Here is a 23,202-nt window from a genome sequence, read left to right on the forward strand (position 1 = left end):
CTTCTCAAAACGAGAAGGTGTATTATTTTGCAAATATAAAAAATATTTATTTTTATAAGAAAAGAAAGCGGTTTTATTCCTTGTCAGCTTCTTCTACTGCTGGTTCGCTTGTATCCGCAACAGTTTCTGAAACAATTGATTTGGTGTCATCAGCAGCTTCTGCAGTTTTCTCTTTTACGGTTTCAATAACATCGCTGATTGCGTCAGATGCTTTTTCAGCATATTCGCTCACAGTCTCTTTCGCTTTATGAGCATATTCTGCAGCAGATTCGATGATTGGTTCAGATGCTTCTTTTGCTTTGGCAATCGTTTCTTCGGCAAAAGTTTCTGCTTTCTCAATGTATGGTGCAGCGGCTTCTTTAGCTTGCTCAAAAGTACTTTCGGCATTAGTTGCCAATTCGTTTACAGATTCTTTGGTCGAGCCAAATAAGTTTTTAAAAAAAGATGATACACCCATGGTTTTATATTGATTAGTTAAGAATACAATATTAAGTAATTTTATAGAACTTATAGTTTTATTAATGATAATTTATTGAAAATAAGATTTATACAGGATAAAAAAAACGCCCGCAATTTGCGGGCGTTTATCTTCTTTGTGATATTTTGTATTAAGCATTCAAAGCTTCAACTGTAATTGCTTCATCATTCAGCATGCTTTTCAGCATGTTTTCGATACCGCTTTTTAAAGTAAAAGTCGATGATGGGCAACCGCTGCAGGCACCCTGCAAAATTACTTTTACAGTTTTGTTGTCTTCATTATAAGAATCAAAAGCAATATTTCCACCGTCTGCAGCAACTGCTGGTTTTACGTATTCTTCCAAGATATTGATAATTTGCTGAGAAGTAACGTCTAATTTGTCAAACGCTTCATCTTTGGCAACATCATTTTTAGCTTTAATTTCAATTAAACTTTCATCTAAAACAGTACCGCCGTTTTCGATAAATTGTTTAATAAATGTTCTTAATTCTAAAGTAATTTCATCCCAGTTATTGATTTCATATTTTGTTACCGAAATATAATTTTCATCAATAAAAACTTCTTTTACGTAAGGAAATTTAAATAATTCCTGTGCTAGCGGTGAAGAAGCTGTCTGGTCGATATTTTTATATTCAATAGCATTTTTTGTCAGCATTCTGCTCACAACAAATTTTAAAGCGGCAGGGTTTGGAGTTGTTTCTCCATAAACTGTAATAGGCTGTTTTTTTGGCTTGTTTTCGTCGATAGTTACAATAACACCGCCTTTGTCAACAAAAGCCTCAATTTGCTCCGCAACAGCATCTTTTACATCATCCCAGTCAACAATACTGAATCGCTCAATTGCGATGAAATTTCCTGAAATATATACTGTTTTTACAAACGGAAGATAAAATAATTGCTGTGCAAGTGGTGATGCTTGTGCCTCATCAATATTTTTGAATTCGAAATTTTGATTTTTTGTAATGAAATCTTCGAATTCAAATTTTAAAATCGTCGGGTTTTGTGTTTCTTTTATAGTGATTTTTGTCATGGTCATATATTTTTTGCAAATTTAGTAAAGTTATTTTCTACTAATACTTATATTTGGTTTTTTAATAAAATAATTAAGACTCTTTTCAAATAAATCGTATTAAATTATGAGAGTCAAAAATTTCTTTAAACAAATTTGCCTTTATGGAATTTAGAATCAAGGTTTTATTCATTTTTTTGGTTACATCATTTTATTCCTATTCGCAAGAAGGAATTCCCGTTTACTCAGATTATTTGTCGGATAACCTTTATTTGATTCATCCATCAATGGCCGGTGCAGCAAATTGTGCAAAAGTAAGATTAACAGCAAGAAAACAATGGTTTGGGCAAGATGACGCGCCTTCACTAGGAACTTTAAGTTTTAACGGAAGAATTGGAGAGCGTTCTGGAGCAGGAATAATTGTTTTTAATGATAAAAACGGGTACCATTCTCAAAAAGGATTAAAGCTTACTTATGCGCATCATATTATGTTTTCAAGAGATGAACTTGATTTGAATCAGCTTTCATTTGGTATCAGTGGGGGCGTTATTCAGAGTCAATTAGATGAAACCAAATTTGGAGGGACTTTTGATCCAATCGTTTTTGGATCTATTCAAAAAGATTCTTATTTCAATGTTGATGTTGGAGCTTCATATAACTATTTAGATTTTTATGCACATGCGACTGTTCAAGGACTTCTTGAAACCAGAAGAGAATTGTATACGGATTATGAAAGCGACAATTTGAGAAAGTTTTTGCTTAGTGCCGGATATGTTTTTGGGAAAAACGGAAATTTTACCTGGGAACCATCTGTATTGCTTCAAGTATTTGATCAGACGAAAGAAAAAACTATTGATTTGAATATGAAGGTCTACAAAAATGTAGATTTTGGTAGTATATGGGCAGCGTTTTCATATAGAAGAAGTTTTGATGGAGCGCAATACAGCACAGGAAGTGGTGTAAAGGCTCAAAAACTGCAATATTTCACGCCAATAATTGGAATTAACTATAACAATTTTATGTTTGCTTACACCTACTCACAAGTTATGGGTGATGTAAAATTTGATACTGGCGCTTATCATCAAATTACTTTAGGTATCAATTTATTTTGTAAAAAAGAACGTTACGATTGTAATTGTCCTGCTATTAATTAAATTATTATGTTAATCAAGTCTGTAAACGGAAAATCACCTTTGATCCCAGAGGATTGTTATGTTGCCGAAAACGCGACCATTGTTGGAGATGTTTCATTTGGACATTCCTGCAGTGTTTGGTTCAATGCGGTTATTCGCGGTGATGTTCACTTTATTAAAATTGGCAATAAAGTAAATATTCAAGATGGTGCAATTATTCATTGTACGTATCAAAAACATCCTACTATTATTGGAAATAATGTTTCAATAGGGCATAATGCAATTGTACACGGCTGTACTGTTCACGATAATGTTTTAATAGGAATGGGCGCTATCGTTATGGATAACTGTGTGATAGAAAGTAACTCAATTATTGCGGCCGGAGCTGTTATAACACAGAATACTGTTGTTGAATCTGGAAGTATTTATGCAGGCGTCCCAGCAAAAAAAGTGAAAGATATTGATGAATCTAACTTTGCTGGCGAAATCGAACGTATTTCAAACAATTACGTAATGTATTCGAGCTGGCTTAAGGAATAAAAATTCAAGAAATTACAAAAAATAAAAATTCCAAATTCCAATGATATAGATACTATTGGAATTTGGAATTTTCTTTTTTGTAATTTAATTATCTATAAATTGATCTTTTCGAAAAAAGCACTCTTATAGCTTTCGCTGATTGGAATTCGTTTGTCACTAATCAAAACCTTATTTTTCTGTATCGATTTGACATGTTTTATATTAATGATATAAGATCTGTGAATTCGCGAAAAACCTTTGCTGGAAAGCAAGTTTTCCAGTTTTATTAAACTGATTAACGTTAGCGTAAATTTATTGTCGGTTGTGTAAATTTTTACATAATCTTTCAGGCCTTCAATAAATAAGATATCTGAAAAATTCATTTTTACATTTTCATATTCAGCTCTTACAAACATAAAATCTTGCTCTAATTCTGGAGTTGCTGTATTTTCAGAAATAGCTTGAATAGCCGTGGCCGGATTTACAATTTGCTGTGCTCTTACAACCGATTTTAAAAAACGGTGAAACGGAATTGGTTTTACTAAATAATCAACTGCCCCAAGATTAAATCCTTCCACAGCATAGTCAGAATAAGCAGTTGTGAAAATTACCAAAGGTTTTTTTTCAATTGTATTTAAAAAGTCAATTCCAGAGAAGTGAGGCATCTGGATGTCCAGAAAAATTAAATCAACATTATTTTGATTGATAAAAGATACAGCGTCGATGGCATTATTGAAAGTAGTTAACAATTCAAGAGAGTCTACTTTTTTGACAAAATCTTCTAATAATTCAACGGCTAAAGGTTCGTCATCAATAATTACACATTTCATCTGCTGGAAATTAAGTTTTTAAAATTTTGTTTTGGTGCTCAAAAGTACTTTGAAATCAATCAATTAAGTTTTAAAATTTTCATAAAATAAGCGTTTATTTTATAATTATCTCTTAACGTTTAGTGCAATTTGAATTAATTAATAGCAGTTTGAATCTCATCTAAATTTAAATTCAGATGAACTCTGTAATACTCGTTGTCCTGCGTAATTGTAAGCTGATGCGCATTTGGATAAAGCAAATCAAGTCGGCTTTGAATATTTACCAATCCAATTCCTGAATTTTCAGGATCTTTTACATAATTTTCAATTGTATTTTCTATCCAAAAATCAAGACTGTTTTCATGAATAAAAATTTTGATTTTAACATGCGCTGCACCTTTATAATCGGTTCCGTATTTAAAAGCATTTTCAACAAATGAAATTAAAAGTAAAGGCTCTATAAATTTATTTTTTGTATCGCCATGTACATTTATAACAATGTCTTCAATATTGTTAAGCCTCAGTTTTTGCAGTTCGATATAATTCTGAATATAATTGATTTCTTTTTCTAAAGCCACCGTTTTATTATCAGTTTCATACAGCATATACCGCATGAGTTCAGATAATGTCACGATGGCATCAGGGACCAAATCAGATTTCTTGTGTGCCAATGAATAAATACTGTTCAAGGAATTGAATAAAAAATGCGGATTAGTCTGCTTGCGCAAATAAATCAATTCAGTATTTGTTCTATGTGTTTCGGCAATTAATTTATTTTGCTGATTATTATAAAATTCAGTCAATGTTCTAATAATTGCACTTATAGTAAGTATTAAAATATAGAAAAAAGAAGGAGCTATTCTAAAAAAGAAAGGCTGTCTTATTTCGGTTCTAAAATGTGCGCCTTTTGGGAAAAATTTGGGATCAGGCATCATTCTCGGCGGACGCATGTTTTCGGGTCTTAAATGTCGAAATTCTGGAATAAAATAATGCGTTCGGATGACCATGAACACAACAATAAGAACTAGAACAAAAACAAAGTAGAGCCAGTATTTTTTTTCTAAAAGCAAAACCGGAACCAAGTAAAAATAGTTCAGATAAAACAATATAATTCCAGTAATCCATTGCGCATAAAAATCATTATTGATTCTAAAGGGACTTTCGTAAAATTGAATTAAAGAAGTCAATATAAAGAAAATCCATATGATACAATGAAATAGAATTTTGTTTGAACTTGTATTTTTAATGGCGTCGATCTTCATTTAGAATTTTATTTTTAATAAAATTAAATCATTTTTTGTTAAAGTTGGCGGCATATTCTTGTCTAGTTTGCTGACAACCAATTTAGCTGTTTTTAAGGCATCTTCTTCTGTAGAAAAGCTTTTTGTGTTACTTATTACAGGAATAATGGATTGCTTTATCAGAATTTTGTTTTTGTCCGAAATAGTATAGCCCCAGCCCGTTTTTGTTTTAAAGGAATCAACTTTGAATGTTTCGGTTTTTGCACAACCAGCAAATTGTAAAACAAGTAAAATAAACAATAAATTCTTCTGGATTTTACCCCAGAAGAATTGTTTTTTAGTATTAATTATCATCGTCGCTTTGTTCGTCAAGAGGTTTGAATTCCCAGGCATCATCAAAATAAGTTGAACCTGATCGACCCAACATATAAAAACCGCGGTTATTAATAGCAAAGCCCACGGCGTCTGTTCTTGTTGCACCTTCCATTGAAGTTCGTTCTACCCAAAGATCTGTTGACGGATTATATTCCCAAACGGTTTTTATACCATCACCTCCCACAACATATCCTAGACCATTCAAAGAAAAACTTGATGAGTTTGAACGCGTTACAGCATATTCATCGTTGTAGGTGTAATCATCATTTGTATCTTTATCAATGTCTCGCTTTCTTGTCCAGACATCTGTTGCAGGATCAAATTCCCAAAAGTCTTCCTGAAAAACACCATTGTTAATTCCAGTTCCTAGATAAGCTTTATCGCCAATTATAAAAACAGTTGCATTTCTTCTTTTGTTGCCGCTAAAGCCGTTTACTAGCGTCCAGGCATTTGCTTGATCATTGTATTGGTAGAAATCTTTCAGGTAATTTCCGTCATATCCCGTTCCAAAATACGCTTTCCCGCCAACTTGAAATCCTAATGCACCATAACGTCCAGTTCCTGCAAAATCTGTTTTTTGAGTCCAGCTGTTGCTTGTTGGGTCATATTGAAAAAAATCTTTCAATTTATTAGTTCCATCGTAACCAAGACCAATATATCCTTTTCCATTCAAAGTAAAACTCGAAGCAGAGCTTCTTCCCACACCTGTAAAATCAGCTTTTTGTTCCCAATAATCTCCATTAGAATTATAAGCCCATAAATCTTTTAAATATACATCACCAGTATAGCCAGTTGCGATGTAAGCATAGTCACCAATTACAAAACTAGTAGCGCTTGATCTTGCTGGGCCATCAAATGCCGACTTTTTAATCCAGTTTCCTATTAAATCATCATCGTCATCGTCATTGCTGCAACCTGCAAAAATAAGAGCTGAAAATAGAGTTGCGAATAATATTCCTTTTTTCAAATTATTCATAATGTGTAAAATTTATTTATTGTTTGTATTTGATGCCAATGCTAAAAATGCTGCCGTTTCCTGTATTAAAATTGTATACAGTGTGATCTTCAGAATCTGTCAGTTTGTATTTTTTATTAAAATCATAACCAGCTTTAAAATTCAAAAACCAATTTGTATCTACATTTCGTTCATATTCAAAAGCCGATGTCATTTGAGATAAACTCACTTTTGATGCATTATAATCGGAGCTAGATTTTTGATCTAAATAATAATAACTCCCATTAAAGCTGTTTGTTAAGCTGAATTTATTTCGAATATTATTTGAATATGAAATTTGTGAGTCAGGAAATCCAACTGAAATTGTGCTTTTTTCGCTCAGTATATAGTTTATTGCTAAAAGCGGAATAAACTTTGGAGCCCCAAAAATGGCTGATCTTGCAGTTCCAACTGTAATAGTTGTATTTGAATTCAATTGCTGATTGACTTCAAAACTTCCTAAAAGGGTAAAATCAGAAAAATCTAAATTCTCCTGAAAACTGAACATTGGCGTAACCGAAAATTTCAGTTTTGTTTTGTCCGAAACTTGAAACAAATAATCCGTTTTATTTTGAAACTGATTGAACCGATCCAAATTTTCAAATGATGAAAAATTGTTAAGTTCATAGTTGATACTCAGCTTTGAATATTCTGTTGTATTTGTCAACTGGTTTTTGCTATTTATTTTTTTATTGAATAACACCGAAACGCTGCTTTCATTAAAATCAATTTTATCAGTGGGTTCTGTTTTTAAATTCACATTTGCCGAAAAAGTTTCTTGAGCCTTCATACTGTAAAATGAAATTGTAAAAACGGAACATATTAAAAGCCTTATTCTCATTACTTATTTATTGGTCCAAAAGTAGGTGGCTGATGCTTTTAAAAAAAAGAATATATATGTATGGCGTTTTTTGATAGACTAAACAGCCCTTTTTAAGGCTGAAACAAAGTTTTGATGGTATAATGCCATTATAGATGATTTTTTGCTGTTTGTAGTGCAAAAGCGCATGACTGTATATGTTGTAGTGCGGTGCAGATTATGCCATTTTATATTTGCCGAAAAATTATATTATGCACAAGTTTATATTGATGTTCTTTTTTGCAGTCACGATACTTTCGTGCGGTACAGATACTGATGCAGGTGAATTTGTTGTTGGATCCGATTATTTGGCAATAAGCAATAAAGCGATTTTAATTGATACCATGACGGTTGATATGTCGACAATAAATTTTGATTCTCTGGCGACCTCAAATAAAAACCGAATTTTAGTTGGAAACTACGATGATCCAATTTTGGGGAAAATTAAATCAAACAGTTATTTTCAGTTAGCTGGAGATTCTTATAATTTAAATATTACAGGAGGCTCAGATACTGAAGCAGTCAATTTTGTTTTTGATTCAATTTCCATGATCTTAAAATATGACAACTATTATTATGGAGACACCACAAAAGTGCAGACATTTGATATTCATCGACTCACACAAAGAATAAAACCGAATACGGGCGATGATAACTTGTATAATAATTCTTCGTTCGCGTACGATGATGAAAGTATTGGGTCAATTTCATACAAGCCCAGACCACTTGAAAAAGATTCTATTGTAATTAAAATGAGTGATGTTTTTGGTTCGGCCCTTTTTCAAAAATTAAAGAAAAGAGAAATTACTGATTTTGACAGTTTTTCAGAATATTTGAAAGGACTTGTTCTTGTGCCTTCAACTTCAAATTCCTCGAGCGTTATTGGTTTTCATGTTTCAACAAGCAAAGTCAGGATGTATTATTCCAAATACCAGTCTGATACTGAAGAAACACCTTATGTAGTTGATTTTACAATTTCAGATGCAACAAAACAATTTAATGCAATTTCACTTGACAAATCGGGAACTGTAATTCAGAATTTGCCCATTTCCAGCAGTAAACTGTCAAGTTCAGCCACAAATCAGCAAGGTTTTATTCAGTCGGGTACAGGAGTGGCATGCCGTATCGATTTTCCTAATATAAAACAGCTCAAATATATTGCAGATAATGGAGCAATTGTGAATGCTGAACTTATAGTAAAGCCCGTCAACAATAGTTATTCTTCAAAATATCCTTTAGCCGATTCCCTGTCTGTTTTTGTAGCAGATAATTTAAACCGAATCAGCGCTTCCTTGGTGAATTCGGCAGGGACAACGGTTTATGGCATTTTAAATAAAAAAAGTGACGAGTTTAATGAAGATGTTGGATATTCAATTCCGGTTGGGAATTTTCTGCAAAGAGAAATGCTCAAAAAATCGGATTCAAGATCCTCTCTGATTCTGACATTACCAGGAATCTATAAAACAGTAAATCGAATTGTTTTAGGCGATCAAAAACATTTGAACAACAAAATTCAATTGAAAATTTATTATATCTCGTATTAAATGAAAAATAAAATAGTTTTTTTAAGCTGCTTCATTTTATTGTCGCTGACTTCATTTTCTCAAAGTATTTCAAGTTCACCTTATTCGCTTTATGGCGTTGGAAGTGTCTACGAGTCAGATTTTGGAATTCTTCCCTCTATTGGTTCGTCAGGTATGGCTTTGCCTTCGACAACTTTTATAAACAATTTAAATCCTGCGTCTTTGGGTTTTATGTCATTAAACCATTTTATGTTTGATATTGGTGGAAATGCGATCGCGACAACTTATCAAAGCAGTTCTCGAGAAGAAAAACGAAATAATTTTCAGTTTTCGCATATGGCTTTTGCTTTTCCTGTTACTAAAAATTCAGGATTTAGTTTGGCATTACGTCCTTATTCTAGTGGTACTTTTAAAATTTCAAATCTTAAACTTCCAATAGAAAATAGTTTGGAATATTATTATTTGACAGCCGCAGGATCTGGCGGACTTAATAATTTTGATTTTTCATATGGATATAGATTTGGGAAAAAGCTTTCTCTTGGTTTTTCAGGTTCAGTATTATTTGGAAACATTGCCGATGTACGAAGTTTTCTCGTAGAAAATACGCTTACAACAATTACAAAAAAAACAAGCTATAATGGTCTGCGTGCCACATTAGGAGTACAATATAAAATAGATTCTACTTTTACGATTGCTCCAGTAATTAAATTACCTGCTCAAATTAAGGCTTCAAAAGTGCAGAGTGTTCAGGTTATTGCAGATGAAGTTACAACTAAAATTGAAACTGATGTTGCTTCAGATATCGACGATTTTTATATGCCTTTAGAAATAGGAGTGGGGTTTAGCAAGCGCTTTAAAAATAATTTAAATATGACTTTAGATTATGAAAGAAGTTTTTGGAACAGTACAAACCAAGCTGAGTTATACGGAAATTTTGTAGATCAGGATAGATTTGCTCTCGGTTTTACATATAAGGCCAAGAAAGATTATAGAAAATATTGGGACCGGGTTCAATATGCAATGGGAGCCAATTTTGATAACGGATATCTTGAAGTAGATGGAAAACGAGTAAATAATGCGGCAGTTTCTATCGGGCTTTCTTTACCAATAGAAAATACTTTGACAACCCTGAACATTTCCTATTCTTACGGACAAAAAGGGAGAATCGCTAATGATCTAATAAAAGAAAATTATCATAAACTGTCTCTGAATTTATCTTTAGACGGAATTTGGTTCGTCAAGCGAAAGTTTGAATAAAACTTAAAAATCTTTGTGTACAACAGGATATTTATAATCCAAAATTGATTCCAATACAGCTGGATTTGAATTGACATAAAATTCAGGTTCACTTTCTTTAAGAGCTGAAAAACCCACTTTTTCACGCAAAATATTTTGTGTCTGACGGGCCACCGCTTCACCAGAATCAATAATCTGGATGTGGTCCGGCAGAATTTTTTTTATCTGAGGAATCAGGTACGGATAATGACTGCATCCTAAAACCAGATAATCAATATTGGCATCAATCATTGGCTGTAAATACGATTCTAAAAGCTCGGTCATCTCTGGTGAATTTAGATTTCCATCTTCTATAAGTTGTACTAAGCCATAACCAACTTGCTCTATTATAGTTGTGTTTTGGAACATCTCGGCTGTTTTGTTAAACAGTTCGCTGTTTAGAGTTCCTTTGGTCGCTAAAATTCCAATTACTTGCGTTTTTGAATTATTAGCGGCAGGTTTAATAGCCGGTTCAATTCCTATAAACGGAATATCGTAATCAGCACGTAGTTCACGAATGGCATTTGTTGTGGCTGTATTGCAGGCTACAACAATTAATTTACATCCCATTTCGATTAATAAATCAACATTTTTTTTACTGAGAGCAACAATTTCTTCTTTGGTCTTTTGACCGTAAGGCGCATTTTTGCTGTCTGCTAAATAAATGGTTTTTTCGTTTGGAAGAAGATTATGAATTTCATTCCAGATTGAAGTTCCTCCAATTCCAGAATCAAAAACGCCTATAGGATTGTTATTCGTCATAAATACAAATTTAATATTTTTTGAAATAAATTGATGTTTCAATTTAATCGAAATCTGTAAATTTTTATCTTTTTTTGGTTTAATTTATTGTAAAAAAAATGCCCAGACTTTTAAAGTACTGAGCAGTTTTTTAATAATAAGAAATTAATTTCTTAGAATCCTAAATCTTTTTTCACATCAGCAGTGATGTTTGGACCATCAGCTAAGATAAGTGTAGAACCATCTAAAACGTATTGGTAACCTTTAGCTTTTCCAACTTTTTGGATAGAAGCTTTCACTTTTTCCATAATTGGTTTCATGATGTCAGAATCTTTTTGTTGTAGTTCTTTTTGTGCATTGTCTCTGTAATCAACAATTCTTTTTTGCATGTCTTGAACTTCTTTAGCGCGCTCTGTGTTAACTGCTTCAGTTTGTTTTGTAGACTCTTCTTCGTACTTTCTGATTTTAGTTTGATATTCTTCAACCATTTTTTTGTATTCCGCGTCGTATGTACCACTTAATTTTTGTAGTTGATTTTGAGCATCTAGCATAGCAGGCATTTTCGACATAATCTCGCTAACATCAACATGGGCAACCTTAGCCTGTGCATTCATTGTGTTACTTGCTCCTAAAATTAGAACGGCAGCAATTAGTAAAGTTTTGATTTGTTTCATCATTTTTAAAATATTAATTAATTATTGGTCGTATTAGGTTTTTGTGTTTCGGCTTCTTTCGCTTTTTTAGCCGCTTCTCTTTCTTCTAATATTTTTTTTCTTCTTTCTTCTAATTCTTTTTTACGCTGTTCGTACAGTTTTTGTCTTTCTGCTGCTTTATCTACCGCTGGTTCTGTTGTTGCAGGTACTGTTTCAGGTTTTGCCGTTGTTCCGTCAGTTTTGCTGGTTTCAGCAGGTTTTGCTGTCTCTGCTGATTTTGCAGGTTCAGAAACCGTGCCATTTTTTTTAGCTTCTCTTTCGGCTTGTATGGCTTTTCGTCTGTCGTCGTATTCTTTTTTCTTGGCTTCCTGCTCTAATCTTCTGTCTTCGATTAGTTTTTCTCTGGCTGCTTTCTTTTCATCCAGTGCTTTTTGTCGATCAGCCATCGCTGGATTTTCATCAATAGCATTTTCTTTGCTCTCTTTAACTTCCTGATCTTTCAATTGTTTTTTAGTCAATTGCTCTCTTTTGTCAGTTCTGTTTAAAACTCGTATAACCTGATCGCTGATGTCAAATTTTTTATTGCTGAAAAGCATTGTCAAATCTGAAGATTTATCAAAAATAAAATCATAGTTTTTAGCTTCAGCAATGTCCTGTACAGCAGTAAAAACTTGATCCTGGATTGGTTTAGCAAGCGAAGCCTTTTGATGCATTAGATTTCCGTCAGATCCAAATTGCTTTTGCTGATAATCCATCATTTCAGTTTCCAGAAATTTTATTTCCGTTTCTCTTTCATCGATAAGCTCTTTTGTTAAAAGTGCTTTTTCAGCTTTTAAACTTTCTTTCAGTTTATTTATTTCTATTTTTTTGGATTCAATTTCTTGTTTCCATTTTTGAGCTTTTAGCTCTAATTGAGCTGTTGCCTCTTTATAGTCAGAAACGTTTTCAAGAATGTACTCCATATCGATATAGCCAATCCTTGTCGTTCTTGTCTGTGCCTGACTTGTATTTGCTACAATCAAGGCTAAAAATATAAATAAAAACTGTTTTATCATAACATAACTTTATTTGATGATTTTTAACCAAACGCTAATAATTGTCTAAAATTGTTGACCAATGATGAAATGAGTTTCCCATCCATTTGCTTTATTGGTAACAGAGTTAGGAAGTGCGTCAAAACCGTAACCGAAATCAATTCCTAGTAATCCGAATGCTGGCATGAATACACGTAAACCTACACCTGCAGAACGGCTCAAATCAAACGGGTTATAATCCTTAAATGTTGGATAAGATGAACCTGCTTCTAAGAATGTCAGCGCATAAATTGACGCTGATGATTTTAATGTAATTGGATAACGTAACTCCATAGAGAATTTGTTATAAATTGTTGCTCCAATTTGCTGACCAGCGGCATTTGTAGGAGTCAATGATCCATTTGGATATCCTCTTAAACCAATAGTTTCTCTACCGTCCATTGAGTACTGTGCCATTCCGTCTCCTCCTAAATAAAAACGCTCAAATGGTACTACACCTCTTGCTTGATCGTAAGCTCCTAAGAAACCAAACTCTGTCAGGGTTCTTAAAACTAGTTTACCATATACTTTTGTATACCAGTCTGCTTTAAATTTGATTTTATAATATTCTAACCAATTGTATTTCTTTTGATCGACTTTAGCTTGATCAGTGTCAGCATTTGCATAATCAGATCCAACACTTACATATCCAGATTGTCCGTTTACCGTTTCTGTTTTCACAAAATCACCCGTGTTTAACGGCTGACCATCTACTCCAGATGTTGGTGTTCCAGTATATTGTGTTTTGTATTCTTTCTGGTTTTGTAAGTCTCCATAATTGATTCCGTTAAGTAAAGAATAAGGAGGCGTTACTTTTGCAGAAATACTAAACTCCGAACCATACATAGGGAATATAGGGTTTGTACCTTTATTATTTCTGGTAAGACCTATAGTATAAGCAAGGTTTCGCGATGCTCCATTACCAAAGGTAAATAATCCTGTATAATAATTGTTCAAGTCATAGTGCTGATAACTTACCGATTGTGATAATACGAAGAAATCATCAGGTACTTGTAAACGTTTTGCTAAACCAACTTGTACTGTAAAAATATTAAAACTTTTGCTTTTATCAACAGTTCTTGTTGCGTAATTGTTGTTGAACTGTTTACTATAAGAAATTGCAGAACTGAATTGTACTGGTTTCTTGCCTCCAAACCATGGTTCAGAGAATGATAAACTATAAGTCTGGAAGTATGTACTTCCTTGTAAACGAAGGGCTACTTTTTGACCATCTCCCATTGGAAGCGGTTTGTAAGATTCTTTGTTAAATATATTTCTTGCTGAGAAGTTATTGAATGAAAGACCTAAAGTTCCAATGAAACCTCCACCACCGTAACCTCCTTGAAGCTCAACCTGGCTAGATCCTTTTTCAACAAGTTGATATTCGATATCAACTGTTCCTGCTCCAGCATCAACATTTCTAAATTCAGGTTTGATAGATTCTGGATCAAAGAAACCTAACTGTCCAATTTCACGAATTGTTCTTACTAATTCTTCTTTACTGTATTTGTTTCCAGGTTTTGTTCTTAGCTCACGATAAATTACGTGGTCATTTGTTTTGTCATTTCCTGTAACATAAATTTTGTTGAAATAAGCAATTGGACCTTCTGTAACTCTAATTTCAAAATCAATAGTATCGTTAACTGTTTTTACCTCTACAGCATTGATGTTAGAGAACAAATAACCGTTGTTTTGATATAAGTTTGTAATATCTTCTGCGTCTGGTTTTGTTTTATCTGCAATACGTTTTTCTAGTAAAACTCCGTTGTAAGTTTCTCCTTTTTTAATACCTAAAATACGGTGAAGAAACTGGTCAGAATAAACAGTATTTCCTAAAAATTTAATATTTCCAAAGTAATATTTGTTTCCTTCTTCTACATTAATTTTAATAGCAAGCATATTTTTCTGCTTATTATAAGTAACAGAATCATAAATAATACGAGCATCTCGGTAACCTTTTTCTTTATAAGCAGCAACTACTTTTTCTAAGTCGGTTTTGTATTTTTCAGGAATGAATTTTGATGCTTTTAAAACACGAAGTACATTTTTTTGCTTCGTATCTTTCATTGCAGCTCTTAATTGAGTGTCAGTAAGTTGTTTGTTTCCAGTGAAATCAATACTGCTGATTTTTACCTTATCGCCCTTGTCAATTCGGACAAGCATATTTACCATATGACCGTTGATGGTATCAGGTGTATTTGTAATAGTAACTTTTGTGTTATAAAAACCTTCTTTTTTATATTTATTTTCGATGTAATTTTTGGTAGTGGTAATTAAGTTTTCATTGACAATTTTGTTTTTTGTCAAATTATTATCCTTAATAAGTCCTTCGATTTTACTTTTCTTGACACCAACAATTTTAACTTCATTTAATTTAGGAAGCTCAACAATATTAAGGTCTAGATAAATACTGTCATTTTCAACTTTATTGATGTAAAAAGCGATTTCGTCAAAAAGGCCAAGTTTGCCTAACTTTTTAATTGCGCTGCTTATTTCTTCACCAGGAACTGTTATTTCCTGTCCTTTTTGAAGACCAGAAAACGTAACAACGGTTTGTTCATTGAAGCTTATTTTACCAACAACAGAAACTTTAGCAAGAATATATTTTTTTCCTTGATCAAAAGGAACTCGATCTTGTGCTTTTATTTGTGAAAAACTACCCAAAAGTAGCAGGGTAAGGACTATTTGTACTCTTTTTTGTAACACTAAAAAATTATTTAATTTGTTCACTGGTTTTTCCAAATCTACGTTCTCTTTTTTGATAACTAATGATAGCCTCATATAAATCTTGATCTTTAAAGTCTGGCCACAAGACATTCGTAAAATACAATTCTGCATAGGCAATCTGCCATAGCAAAAAGTTACTTATTCTATGTTCTCCACTTGTTCGTATTAATAAATCTACGTCAGGTAAATTTTGCGTGTAAAGATGCTCATTTATAATTGAATCGTCAATAGTGTCTAATGAAATTATATTATTTTTAACTTTATCGCTGATGATTCTCACGGCATTTACCAATTCCTCTCTCGATCCGTAGCTTAAAGCCAGTGTCAGCGTAAGGCGTGTGTTGTTTTTAGTCTTCTCAATAACGTCTAAAAGCTCTTTTTGGGCTGATTTTGGCAGTTTTTCAAGATTGCCAATTGCATTAAGTCTGATATTGTTCTCTTGTAGAGTAACAAGTTCTTTTTTTAATGAATTGATCAATATTTTCATTAAGGCTTCGACTTCCAGTTTTGGACGGTTCCAGTTTTCTGTCGAAAAAGCATATAGCGTTAAGTATTCAATACCTAATTTAGCGCAATTAGTAATTGTTTTTTTAACTGATTTTGTTCCGTTTTCGTGACCAAAAGCGCGTAAAAATCCTTGTTGTTTTGCCCAACGTCCATTTCCGTCCATGATAATGGCCAGATGTTTTGGTAAGTTTGAGCGATCTATAGTGTCTAGTAAATTCATTGTATTATTCTGCGCAATAGCAAGGTTTTTGTCCAAAGGTATACGTTAAAGTAATGCCAGAGAAGACATACCAGTCGTTATTATTTAAATTTCCAAAACGCAAATTCGATAAATTGCTGTTACTTGGGTTGCTTCCGTCAATATTATCTGTAAAGGTATAACGGGCGCCAACTTCTGCACCTATCACAAAATGCGGTGTTACGTTTGATTTTATTCCTAATGTCATAGGTATGGCAAAAGAACCTGCATCTTTGTCTTTTTTTGTGGCTCCTCCGCTAATGTATAAATCATCATAAAAAAAGGCACTTATACCTGTGTATATATAAGGTGTAACTTTTGTATGGTAATCATGCAAATTGAAATCGAAAAAATTAAATTCTAAACCAGCTGAAAACTCTTTGATTTTGTTTTCGAAACTGTAGCCTCTTTTGTTTCTTCCTGATTCATCAGAATCTTTATCATTTCCTGCAACTGTTGATTGTGTATAGGAAAAACGATAGGCATGGCGCGGGCTCTTATTCCATTTGTATAATACGCCAAAAGCCAGTTTATCTGGATTGATATATGTCGTACTTCCTACGTCTCCAACAAAGTTGCTTCCGCCAAGAAAAACACCAATCTCATTGATTTGAGCATTAAGTGTAATAAAGGGGAAAAAACATAACAATAAATTAAAAATTTTCTTCATTTAATTCAAAATTGCGTGCAAATATAATAATTATCGATACGAATCAACGTTGCTTTGATTAAATGTGCTTTTTTTTCAATTTACATTATGATTTTGAGACATTTAATGCGGATTCGATACATGCAGAACGAGAAAAAGTGGTATTATCGTATAGTCAGCCGTCAGAAAAAGACTTAATTTCTTTTGTCTTCTCCCCAGAGCAATTTATTTCTCAAAGTTTTTAAGAAAGTCTCTCCCGGAATCTCTACCATTTTGATTTTGTAATCTGTTTTTTTGATTTTTAAGATAGATTCATTTTTAACAGATGAAATTCTTGAATCTAGAGAAACTAAATATTGATCTTCTCTTCCTGTAACGCGTAAAGTTATTTCGGTGTCATCAGGAATTACAAGTGGTCTGGCTGTTAAATTATGTGGTGCAATAGGAGTAATTACTAAGCTTTTTACATCTGGCGTTAATATTGGTCCGCCACAGCTTAAAGAATAACCTGTTGAACCGGTTGGCGTCGAAATAATCAAACCATCTGCCCAATATGAATTTAAATATTCGTTGTTAAGGTAAGTTTCCACAGTAATCATCGAAGTAGTGTCTTTACGGCTGACAGTAACTTCGTTCATCGCGAAATTCAGTTCTTCAAAAGCGTCGTTTTTAGGTTCAGAAGTCAATCCTAATAAAGTACGTTCAGAAGTTGTGTAATTTTGATCAATAACGAACTGCAATAAACTGTCAATATTCTCTTTTTGAACTTTGGCTAAAAAACCTAATCTTCCTGCATTTATACCTAATAAAGGCACGCCTGAATTACGAACAAAAGCGGCAGATCTTAAAACGGTACCATCGCCGCCAATACTAATCAGCATTTCAAAACTATTATCTAAAATTGTACTTGAAGAGAATGTTTTATAGTCTTTTTTTATGAGCTGTTTTTCATAAAGCATCTCCAGAAAATTTTCTTCAATAACGAGTTCAACATTGTTTGAAGCAAAAAACGAGAAAATGTCTTTTATAATAGGCTCGGTGCTGTTTTGATAATATTGTCCGTAAATGGCTATTTTCATTATTTTTAAATTAGATAATGTGGCAATTAGAAAATGTGATAATTGGAAAATATGATTATTAGATAATTACGAATGAGATGATTTTTCAATTTTAAATACAAAAAATTATCTAATTTTCTCATTGACTAATTATCTAATTAAATATTAAGGTATTTGTCTAAGTAATCAGAGCGTTCTTTTAAGCTATTGATGTAAGCATCTTCCTGATGTTCAGAAATAATTTCATAATTATATCGTCTAAAAGTCTGGATGATTTCATTCATTGGTCCAACACCAATTTTGACCGTAATCTGAACATTTTCTAAATCAGCTTCCGATATAAAACAGCCTAGAATTTTTCCATTATTGCTTTCTACAATTTGAGTTACTTGACCCATTGAATAATCCAAAAGCCCTTTTTGAACGATAATAATACCGCCTTGTTCTTTTAAAAATGGCGTTTCCTGAAAGAATCTCATGATATCTTCCATTTCGTAATAGCCTATGTAACTGTTGTTTTCATCTAATACCGGAATTGTATTAGTATGATTTTTGGCAAAAACTTCCAGAACATCAAGCCAGATCATTGATTTTCGAGCAAAAAAACGCTCTAAAGTGTATTTGTAATCAATTGCTTTTTTGTCTGTGTCAAAAGTTTCGATATCATCTGAAGCAATACTTCCAATGAAAATTCCGTCCTCGAGAACTGGGAAATGCGAAAAATCAACATCCGCAAAAAAGTCCTGAACAGATGCTATCGTTTCCTGACTGTCAATCGCTCTGAAATCATTGGTGATATAGTTTGTAATTTCTGTCATAAATCAATTGAAGATATTTCCTTGCAAAATAATCAAAAAATACCAAAAACTGCTACGTTTTACTTTGTATTTTTGTCGTAACAAATATAGTGTTACTAGAATTAATTATCTATTTATATGACAAAGTTAAGTGTAAATATCAATAAAATTGCAACCTTAAGAAATGCCCGTGGCGGAAATGTTCCTGATTTATTAAAAGTAGCGTCCGATATTCAAAAATTTGGAGCTCAGGGAATCACCATTCACCCACGTCCAGATGAGCGCCACATTCGTTATCAGGATGCTCGTGATTTAAAAGCAATTGTTACTACAGAATATAATATTGAAGGAAATCCGCAGCATAATTTTATTGATTTGGTTTTAGAATGCAAACCAGATCAGGTAACATTAGTTCCAGATGCTGTTGGCGCAATAACGTCATCTGCAGGTTGGGATACGATTAAAAATCAAGAATATTTGACTGAAGTTATTCAGGAATTTCAAAGAAACGGAATCAGGACTTCCATTTTTGTTGATCCAGTTTTAGAAATTATTGAAGGTGCCAAAAAAACAGGAACTGACAGAATTGAATTATATACAGAAGCTTTTGCGCATCAATATGATTTAGGGAATAAAAATGGAATTGATCCTTACACGAAAGCGGCAGAATTAGCAAATGAATTAGGTTTAGGAATTAATGCTGGACATGATTTGAGTTTAGATAATATTCAGTTTTTTAAACAAAACATTCCTGGTTTGCTTGAAGTTTCAATTGGGCATGCCTTAATTTCAGAAGCACTTTATCTTGGTTTAGATAATGTGGTTAATATGTATTTGAACAAGTTGAAATAATTCTTTAGAAAAAAATAAAATATGCTTTACTCAAAAATAGAAGGCGAAGGAAAACCATTTGTGATCATGCACGGTTTTCTTGGAATGTCTGATAACTGGAAAACACTTGCGGGGCAATATGTCGAAGCTGGATTTCAAGTTCATATTTTAGATTTAAGAAATCACGGTCGCAGTTTTCATTCTGATGAATGGTCTTATGAAGCCATGGTTCAGGATGTTTTTGAATACTGTCAGGCAAATAATTTGACAAGAATTGATATGCTTGGACATTCGATGGGAGGGAAAGTAGCCATGCTTTTTGCAACAACTCATCCAGAAATAGTGGACAAACTGATTGTGGCCGATATTGGTCCGAGATTTTACAAACAGCATCATCAGGATATTTTGGCAGGATTAAATGCAGTCGATTTTTCTGTAAAACCAAGCAGAGCTGATGTTGAAGCAATCGTAGGACAGTATGTTCCTGATTTTGGAACGCGTCAGTTTTTATTGAAAAATTTATATTGGAAAGAGCCAGGACAATTGGCTTTCCGATTTAATCTGGAAGTTTTTAATAATAATCTTGACGCTATCGGAAAAGCTTTGGCAGATGATTTAGTTTTCGAAAAACCAACATTGTTTATAAGAGGAGGAGAATCGGGATATATTTTAGATTCGGAAGTCGACTCAATAAAAGAGCATTTCCCGAATTTAAAGTTAGAAACAATTCCAAATGCTGGACATTGGCTTCATGCCGAAAACCCTAAAATGTTTTTTGAGCTGACAGCCACATTTTTAAAGGAGTAATTAATCTTGATAAAATTTTATTACTTTTAAATAAATTTTAAACCTGAAAAACTATGAAATTAATACTCAGACTTCTTGTTACTGCAGCTTTAGTGTTGTTAATAGCTAATTTTTTAAAAGGTGTTCATGTAGCCAGTTTTGGTACGGCTGTAATTGTTGCAGTAGTTTTAGGATTGCTGAATCTTTTTATAAAACCTATTTTGGTTATTTTGACTTTGCCGGTAACGTTTATTACGCTGGGCTTGTTTTTGTTGGTTATAAATGCCATTATAATTTTGCTTTGTACAAATATTGTGGGCGGGTTCAAAGTCGATTCGTTCTGGACAGCATTAATTTTTAGTGTGATTTTGTCTATTCTACAATCTATTACTTATAAAATATTAGGAGACGATAAATAAATAGTATTAAGCAGGGTAAAAACAGCTTCAAATACAATATATTAAAAAGTTGGTTGGGTTGCAAAAATTTTATAATTTTGCAACCCAATTTTATTATGTAAATTAAAGAAGAAGATGGATATTAAAAGAGTAGCAACAGACGCTGTGAATGAAACGATTGTATTAAACGTTGTTCACATGGATTATAAAGGTCAAGTAGCAAAAAGAATAAACGAAAAAATGCCATTGGCTACTGTAAAAGGATTTAGAAAAGGACAAGTTCCTAAAGATCTTGTTGAAAAACAATACGGAAAAGCAATTAAGCAGGAAGAAGTTAAGAAAGTAGTTGATTTGGCTTTAGAGCGTTTTGTTCAATCTGAAAGATTAAATCTTTTAGGAACTCCTCTTGCTAAAGAAAACGAAAACTTTGATTGGGATGCTGAAGAATTAACTTTCGAATACGAAATTGGTTTAGTGCCAAACTTCGAAATTGATCTTGAAGCTAAAAACAATATCGTAAAATATATCGTTACTGCAGATGATAAATTAATCGATGGACAAGTAGAGCGTATCCAAAAACAATTTGGAAAAGCAATTCCTCAAGATAAAGTTGAAGCGGATTCAGATTTAACTGGAACTTTCACAAACGAAGAAAAAGGAATCAGCAATACAACTACAATTTCTGTTTCTACTTTCAACAAAAAAGCGGGAGATAAATTCATCGGTAAAAAAGTTGGAGATGTTGTTACAGTAAGCACAAAAGGTTTATTTGAAGACGATCACCAATTAATGGATTACTTAAAAGTAGCTCATGATGATGTTCATGGTTTAGATATCGAAGTAAACTTTACAATCGAAGCGATCAACGGTGCTGAATTGGCAGAATTGAACCAAGAATTATTCGATAAACTTTTTGGTGAAGGAAAAGTAGCTTCTTTAGAAGATTTAAAAGCTAAAATTAAAGAAGATGCTGAAGCACAATTTGCACAGCAAGCTGACCAAAAATTATTATTAGACGTTCAAGATTTCTTGATCGAAAGCACAAAATTTGATTTACCAGCTGAATTCCTTAAAAAATGGTTGCAAACTGTTGGAGAGAAAAAACTTTCTGCAGAAGAAGCTGAAGTGGAATACGCAAGATCTGAAAAAGGTTTACGTTTCCAATTAATCGAAGGAAAAGCAATGGCTCAAAGTAATATCCAAATTACTTTTGAAGACTTAAAAGAGTTTACTTCAGGTGCTATCAGACAACAAATGGCTCAATTTGGACAAACAAACCCAACTGAAGAAGAAGTTCAAGGAATCGTGGCTAGAGTTTTATCTAACCAAGAAGAAGTGAAAAGACTTTCTGAGCAAGTGGTAGCGGCTAAATTGTTAGATTTATTCAAAGAGAAAGCAAATCCAACAACTAAAGAAGTTACTTACGAAGAATTTATTGCTGCTTCATACGGAGAATAAATTTTAAAGAAATAAGTATATTGAGAGCGTCAGGATTTTTTTCCTGACGCTCTTTTGTTTTAATTTATTTTTGATTACTTTTCAGGAGCTAATCCAGCTATCCGTTGCAAGTTTTTCATTGCTGCCTTTTTTTGTAAGGTATAAAAAGAGCTTCCGCTGGTCGCTTTTTTCTACCAACAAAAAATAGTTGCCATTTCAAAAAGCTTTTCACTGCTATCTGGGCTAGAAATAGGACAAATTGACATTCTTTAGAAAGAGGTATAACCTTTGATGAAGAATAAATACGTTAAATAAAGTAAACTTAGAACAGATACATATGAACTACGGTAAAGAATTCAAAAAATTTGCTACAAAGCACCAAGGAGTTAACACAATGTACTATGACAAAATCATAGCAGCGATGAACCCAACAAACATGACTCCATATATTATCGAAGAACGTCAGTTGAATATTTCTCAATTAGACGTTTTTTCAAGATTAATGATGGACAGAATTATCTTTTTAGGAACAGGTATCGACGACCAAATCGCTAATATCGTTCAGGCGCAGTTGTTATTTTTAGAAAGCGCTGATGCATCAAAAGATATTCAAATTTACTTAAACTCTCCAGGAGGAAGTGTTTATGCAGGTTTAGGAATTTATGACACTATGCAGTACATCAAGCCAGATGTTGCTACAATCTGTACAGGAATGGCAGCTTCAATGGGAGCAGTTTTATTATGTGCTGGAGCAGCAGGAAAACGTTCGGCTTTGCCACATTCTAGAGTAATGATTCACCAGCCATCTGGAGGAGCACAAGGTGTTGCAACAGATATGGAAATTAACTTACGTGAAATGCTGAAATTAAAAGATGAGCTATATCACATCATTTCACAACATTCAGGACAAACTTTTGATAAAGTTCACAAAGACAGTGAACGTGATTATTGGATGATCGCTGACGAAGCAAAAGAATACGGAATGATTGATGAAGTTTTGAGAAGAAGCTAAAAAATTAAGTTTTTATTGTTTCAAGTTTCAGGTTTCAAGTTAACAAAGGCAATTTGAAATCTGAAACTCGAAACTTAAAA

The 23,202-nt window shown here is 33.0% G+C and carries 24 protein-coding genes; 9 read left to right on the forward strand and 15 right to left on the reverse strand.

The genetic code is table 11. The features are described from left to right. Positions 1–73: 73 nt before the first annotated feature. Complete coding sequence (locus tag GKZ88_RS11400) at positions 74–457, reverse strand: YtxH domain-containing protein (protein WP_155102508.1); 384 nt, start codon at positions 455–457, stop codon at positions 74–76. Positions 458–608: 151 nt separating this feature from the next. Beyond that, entirely contained in the window at positions 609–1,508 is a 900-nt protein-coding gene (locus GKZ88_RS11405; protein WP_155102509.1) for a NifU family protein, read from the reverse strand. Positions 1,509–1,651: 143 nt separating this feature from the next. Here GKZ88_RS11405 and GKZ88_RS11410 point away from each other — a divergent pair, with 143 nt between their 5' ends. Together GKZ88_RS11410 and GKZ88_RS11415 are read left to right on the forward strand one after the other, a co-directional pair. After that, a complete protein-coding gene (locus GKZ88_RS11410) occupies positions 1,652–2,641 on the forward strand; it encodes a type IX secretion system membrane protein PorP/SprF (RefSeq protein ID WP_155102510.1) in 990 nt (329 codons plus the stop codon). Between the two features lie 6 nt (positions 2,642–2,647). Next, positions 2,648–3,160 carry a gamma carbonic anhydrase family protein gene (locus GKZ88_RS11415; protein WP_155102511.1) on the forward strand — a complete coding sequence of 171 codons (513 nt, stop codon included), beginning with the start codon at positions 2,648–2,650 and terminating at the stop codon, positions 3,158–3,160. A gap of 92 nt (positions 3,161–3,252) precedes the next feature. On the opposite strand, the gene GKZ88_RS11420 is transcribed toward GKZ88_RS11415, so the two are convergent. The 5 genes from GKZ88_RS11420 to GKZ88_RS11440 form a co-directional block, all read right to left on the reverse strand. Further along, on the reverse strand, positions 3,253–3,969 hold the full coding sequence (locus tag GKZ88_RS11420; protein WP_155102512.1) for a LytTR family DNA-binding domain-containing protein: 717 nt from the start codon (positions 3,967–3,969) through the stop codon (positions 3,253–3,255). A gap of 134 nt (positions 3,970–4,103) precedes the next feature. After that, entirely contained in the window at positions 4,104–5,210 is a 1,107-nt protein-coding gene (locus GKZ88_RS11425; RefSeq protein ID WP_155102513.1) for a sensor histidine kinase, read from the reverse strand. Beyond that, positions 5,211–5,543, reverse strand: a complete 333-nt coding sequence (locus tag GKZ88_RS11430; RefSeq protein WP_155102514.1) for a DUF4907 domain-containing protein — start codon at positions 5,541–5,543, stop codon at positions 5,211–5,213. After that, the gene (locus GKZ88_RS11435) at positions 5,533–6,540 is read right to left on the reverse strand and encodes a kelch repeat-containing protein (RefSeq protein WP_155102515.1); all 1,008 of its coding nucleotides are present in this window, start codon (positions 6,538–6,540) and stop codon (positions 5,533–5,535) included. Before GKZ88_RS11435 ends, GKZ88_RS11430 begins: the two co-directional genes overlap by 11 nt. 16 nt (positions 6,541–6,556) lie before the next feature. Continuing rightward, the gene (locus tag GKZ88_RS11440; protein WP_230392511.1) at positions 6,557–7,348 is read right to left on the reverse strand and encodes a DUF6268 family outer membrane beta-barrel protein; all 792 of its coding nucleotides are present in this window, start codon (positions 7,346–7,348) and stop codon (positions 6,557–6,559) included. A 281-nt stretch (positions 7,349–7,629) separates the two neighbouring features. Here GKZ88_RS11440 and GKZ88_RS11445 point away from each other — a divergent pair, with 281 nt between their 5' ends. Next, positions 7,630–8,961: a DUF4270 family protein gene (locus GKZ88_RS11445; protein ID WP_230392512.1), complete on the forward strand. Its 1,332-nt coding sequence runs from the start codon at positions 7,630–7,632 to the stop codon at positions 8,959–8,961. After that, positions 8,962–10,197, forward strand: coding sequence for an aromatic hydrocarbon degradation protein (locus tag GKZ88_RS11450; protein WP_155102517.1), 1,236 nt, complete (start codon positions 8,962–8,964; stop codon positions 10,195–10,197). 3 nt (positions 10,198–10,200) lie between these two features. Here the strand turns inward: GKZ88_RS11450 and murI are convergent, their stop codons facing one another. From murI to GKZ88_RS11490, 8 genes are all read right to left on the reverse strand, one after another. After that, the gene (murI, locus tag GKZ88_RS11455; RefSeq protein WP_155102518.1) at positions 10,201–10,977 is read right to left on the reverse strand and encodes a glutamate racemase; all 777 of its coding nucleotides are present in this window, start codon (positions 10,975–10,977) and stop codon (positions 10,201–10,203) included. Positions 10,978–11,129: 152 nt separating this feature from the next. Further along, on the reverse strand, positions 11,130–11,633 hold the full coding sequence (locus GKZ88_RS11460) for an OmpH family outer membrane protein (RefSeq protein ID WP_196216472.1): 504 nt from the start codon (positions 11,631–11,633) through the stop codon (positions 11,130–11,132). Between the two features lie 14 nt (positions 11,634–11,647). Continuing rightward, the gene (locus GKZ88_RS11465; RefSeq protein WP_155102519.1) at positions 11,648–12,664 is read right to left on the reverse strand and encodes an OmpH family outer membrane protein; all 1,017 of its coding nucleotides are present in this window, start codon (positions 12,662–12,664) and stop codon (positions 11,648–11,650) included. Between the two features lie 45 nt (positions 12,665–12,709). After that, on the reverse strand, positions 12,710–15,463 hold the full coding sequence (locus GKZ88_RS11470; protein ID WP_196216473.1) for a POTRA domain-containing protein: 2,754 nt from the start codon (positions 15,461–15,463) through the stop codon (positions 12,710–12,712). Further along, positions 15,396–16,136, reverse strand: coding sequence for an isoprenyl transferase (locus GKZ88_RS11475; protein WP_155102520.1), 741 nt, complete (start codon positions 16,134–16,136; stop codon positions 15,396–15,398). Before GKZ88_RS11475 ends, GKZ88_RS11470 begins: the two co-directional genes overlap by 68 nt. A 4-nt stretch (positions 16,137–16,140) precedes the next feature. Then, positions 16,141–16,824, reverse strand: a complete 684-nt coding sequence (locus GKZ88_RS11480) for a DUF6089 family protein (RefSeq protein WP_155102521.1) — start codon at positions 16,822–16,824, stop codon at positions 16,141–16,143. Positions 16,825–16,997: 173 nt separating this feature from the next. After that, a complete protein-coding gene (locus tag GKZ88_RS11485) occupies positions 16,998–17,882 on the reverse strand; it encodes an NAD kinase (protein WP_155102522.1) in 885 nt (294 codons plus the stop codon). A 137-nt stretch (positions 17,883–18,019) separates the two neighbouring features. Continuing rightward, positions 18,020–18,679, reverse strand: coding sequence for a CBS domain-containing protein (locus GKZ88_RS11490; RefSeq protein WP_155102523.1), 660 nt, complete (start codon positions 18,677–18,679; stop codon positions 18,020–18,022). A 117-nt stretch (positions 18,680–18,796) separates the two neighbouring features. On the opposite strand from GKZ88_RS11490, the gene GKZ88_RS11495 reads away from it, so the two are divergent. The 5 genes from GKZ88_RS11495 (at position 18,797) to clpP (ending at position 23,122) form a co-directional block, all read left to right on the forward strand. Continuing rightward, the gene (locus GKZ88_RS11495) at positions 18,797–19,510 is read left to right on the forward strand and encodes a pyridoxine 5'-phosphate synthase (protein WP_155102524.1); all 714 of its coding nucleotides are present in this window, start codon (positions 18,797–18,799) and stop codon (positions 19,508–19,510) included. A 21-nt stretch (positions 19,511–19,531) separates the two neighbouring features. Beyond that, positions 19,532–20,296, forward strand: coding sequence for an alpha/beta fold hydrolase (locus GKZ88_RS11500; RefSeq protein WP_155102525.1), 765 nt, complete (start codon positions 19,532–19,534; stop codon positions 20,294–20,296). A 53-nt stretch (positions 20,297–20,349) separates the two neighbouring features. Continuing rightward, positions 20,350–20,694 carry a phage holin family protein gene (locus tag GKZ88_RS11505; RefSeq protein ID WP_155102526.1) on the forward strand — a complete coding sequence of 115 codons (345 nt, stop codon included), beginning with the start codon at positions 20,350–20,352 and terminating at the stop codon, positions 20,692–20,694. A 114-nt stretch (positions 20,695–20,808) separates the two neighbouring features. Next, positions 20,809–22,131, forward strand: a complete 1,323-nt coding sequence (locus GKZ88_RS11510; protein ID WP_155102527.1) for a trigger factor — start codon at positions 20,809–20,811, stop codon at positions 22,129–22,131. Positions 22,132–22,447: 316 nt separating this feature from the next. After that, complete coding sequence (clpP, locus tag GKZ88_RS11515; RefSeq protein WP_155102528.1) at positions 22,448–23,122, forward strand: ATP-dependent Clp endopeptidase proteolytic subunit ClpP; 675 nt, start codon at positions 22,448–22,450, stop codon at positions 23,120–23,122. Positions 23,123–23,202 lie beyond the last annotated feature (80 nt).

This window comes from Flavobacterium sp. LC2016-01 (assembly GCF_009711135.1).
Taxonomy (GTDB): domain Bacteria; phylum Bacteroidota; class Bacteroidia; order Flavobacteriales; family Flavobacteriaceae; genus Flavobacterium.

What these genes read in the sequence shown, in the direction of transcription:
- GKZ88_RS11470 (WP_196216473.1), bottom strand. Translation starts at nt 15,463, where the DNA reads ATGAGGCTATCATTAGTTATCAAAAAAGAGAACGTAGATTTGGAAAAA.
- GKZ88_RS11415 (WP_155102511.1), top strand. Translation starts at nt 2,648, where the DNA reads ATGTTAATCAAGTCTGTAAACGGAAAATCACCTTTGATCCCAGAGGAT.
- GKZ88_RS11430 (WP_155102514.1), bottom strand. Translation starts at nt 5,543, where the DNA reads ATGATAATTAATACTAAAAAACAATTCTTCTGGGGTAAAATCCAGAAG.
- murI (WP_155102518.1), bottom strand. Translation starts at nt 10,977, where the DNA reads ATGACGAATAACAATCCTATAGGCGTTTTTGATTCTGGAATTGGAGGA.
- GKZ88_RS11505 (WP_155102526.1), top strand. Translation starts at nt 20,350, where the DNA reads ATGAAATTAATACTCAGACTTCTTGTTACTGCAGCTTTAGTGTTGTTA.
- GKZ88_RS11420 (WP_155102512.1), bottom strand. Translation starts at nt 3,969, where the DNA reads ATGAAATGTGTAATTATTGATGACGAACCTTTAGCCGTTGAATTATTA.
- GKZ88_RS11445 (WP_230392512.1), top strand. Translation starts at nt 7,630, where the DNA reads ATGCACAAGTTTATATTGATGTTCTTTTTTGCAGTCACGATACTTTCG.
- GKZ88_RS11450 (WP_155102517.1), top strand. Translation starts at nt 8,962, where the DNA reads ATGAAAAATAAAATAGTTTTTTTAAGCTGCTTCATTTTATTGTCGCTG.
- GKZ88_RS11425 (WP_155102513.1), bottom strand. Translation starts at nt 5,210, where the DNA reads ATGAAGATCGACGCCATTAAAAATACAAGTTCAAACAAAATTCTATTT.
- GKZ88_RS11485 (WP_155102522.1), bottom strand. Translation starts at nt 17,882, where the DNA reads ATGAAAATAGCCATTTACGGACAATATTATCAAAACAGCACCGAGCCT.
- GKZ88_RS11500 (WP_155102525.1), top strand. Translation starts at nt 19,532, where the DNA reads ATGCTTTACTCAAAAATAGAAGGCGAAGGAAAACCATTTGTGATCATG.
- GKZ88_RS11495 (WP_155102524.1), top strand. Translation starts at nt 18,797, where the DNA reads ATGACAAAGTTAAGTGTAAATATCAATAAAATTGCAACCTTAAGAAAT.
- GKZ88_RS11440 (WP_230392511.1), bottom strand. Translation starts at nt 7,348, where the DNA reads ATGAAGGCTCAAGAAACTTTTTCGGCAAATGTGAATTTAAAAACAGAA.
- GKZ88_RS11410 (WP_155102510.1), top strand. Translation starts at nt 1,652, where the DNA reads ATGGAATTTAGAATCAAGGTTTTATTCATTTTTTTGGTTACATCATTT.
- GKZ88_RS11405 (WP_155102509.1), bottom strand. Translation starts at nt 1,508, where the DNA reads ATGACAAAAATCACTATAAAAGAAACACAAAACCCGACGATTTTAAAA.
- GKZ88_RS11400 (WP_155102508.1), bottom strand. Translation starts at nt 457, where the DNA reads ATGGGTGTATCATCTTTTTTTAAAAACTTATTTGGCTCGACCAAAGAA.
- GKZ88_RS11460 (WP_196216472.1), bottom strand. Translation starts at nt 11,633, where the DNA reads ATGATGAAACAAATCAAAACTTTACTAATTGCTGCCGTTCTAATTTTA.
- GKZ88_RS11475 (WP_155102520.1), bottom strand. Translation starts at nt 16,136, where the DNA reads ATGAATTTACTAGACACTATAGATCGCTCAAACTTACCAAAACATCTG.
- GKZ88_RS11480 (WP_155102521.1), bottom strand. Translation starts at nt 16,824, where the DNA reads ATGAAGAAAATTTTTAATTTATTGTTATGTTTTTTCCCCTTTATTACA.
- clpP (WP_155102528.1), top strand. Translation starts at nt 22,448, where the DNA reads ATGAACTACGGTAAAGAATTCAAAAAATTTGCTACAAAGCACCAAGGA.
- GKZ88_RS11510 (WP_155102527.1), top strand. Translation starts at nt 20,809, where the DNA reads ATGGATATTAAAAGAGTAGCAACAGACGCTGTGAATGAAACGATTGTA.
- GKZ88_RS11465 (WP_155102519.1), bottom strand. Translation starts at nt 12,664, where the DNA reads ATGATAAAACAGTTTTTATTTATATTTTTAGCCTTGATTGTAGCAAAT.
- GKZ88_RS11490 (WP_155102523.1), bottom strand. Translation starts at nt 18,679, where the DNA reads ATGACAGAAATTACAAACTATATCACCAATGATTTCAGAGCGATTGAC.
- GKZ88_RS11435 (WP_155102515.1), bottom strand. Translation starts at nt 6,540, where the DNA reads ATGAATAATTTGAAAAAAGGAATATTATTCGCAACTCTATTTTCAGCT.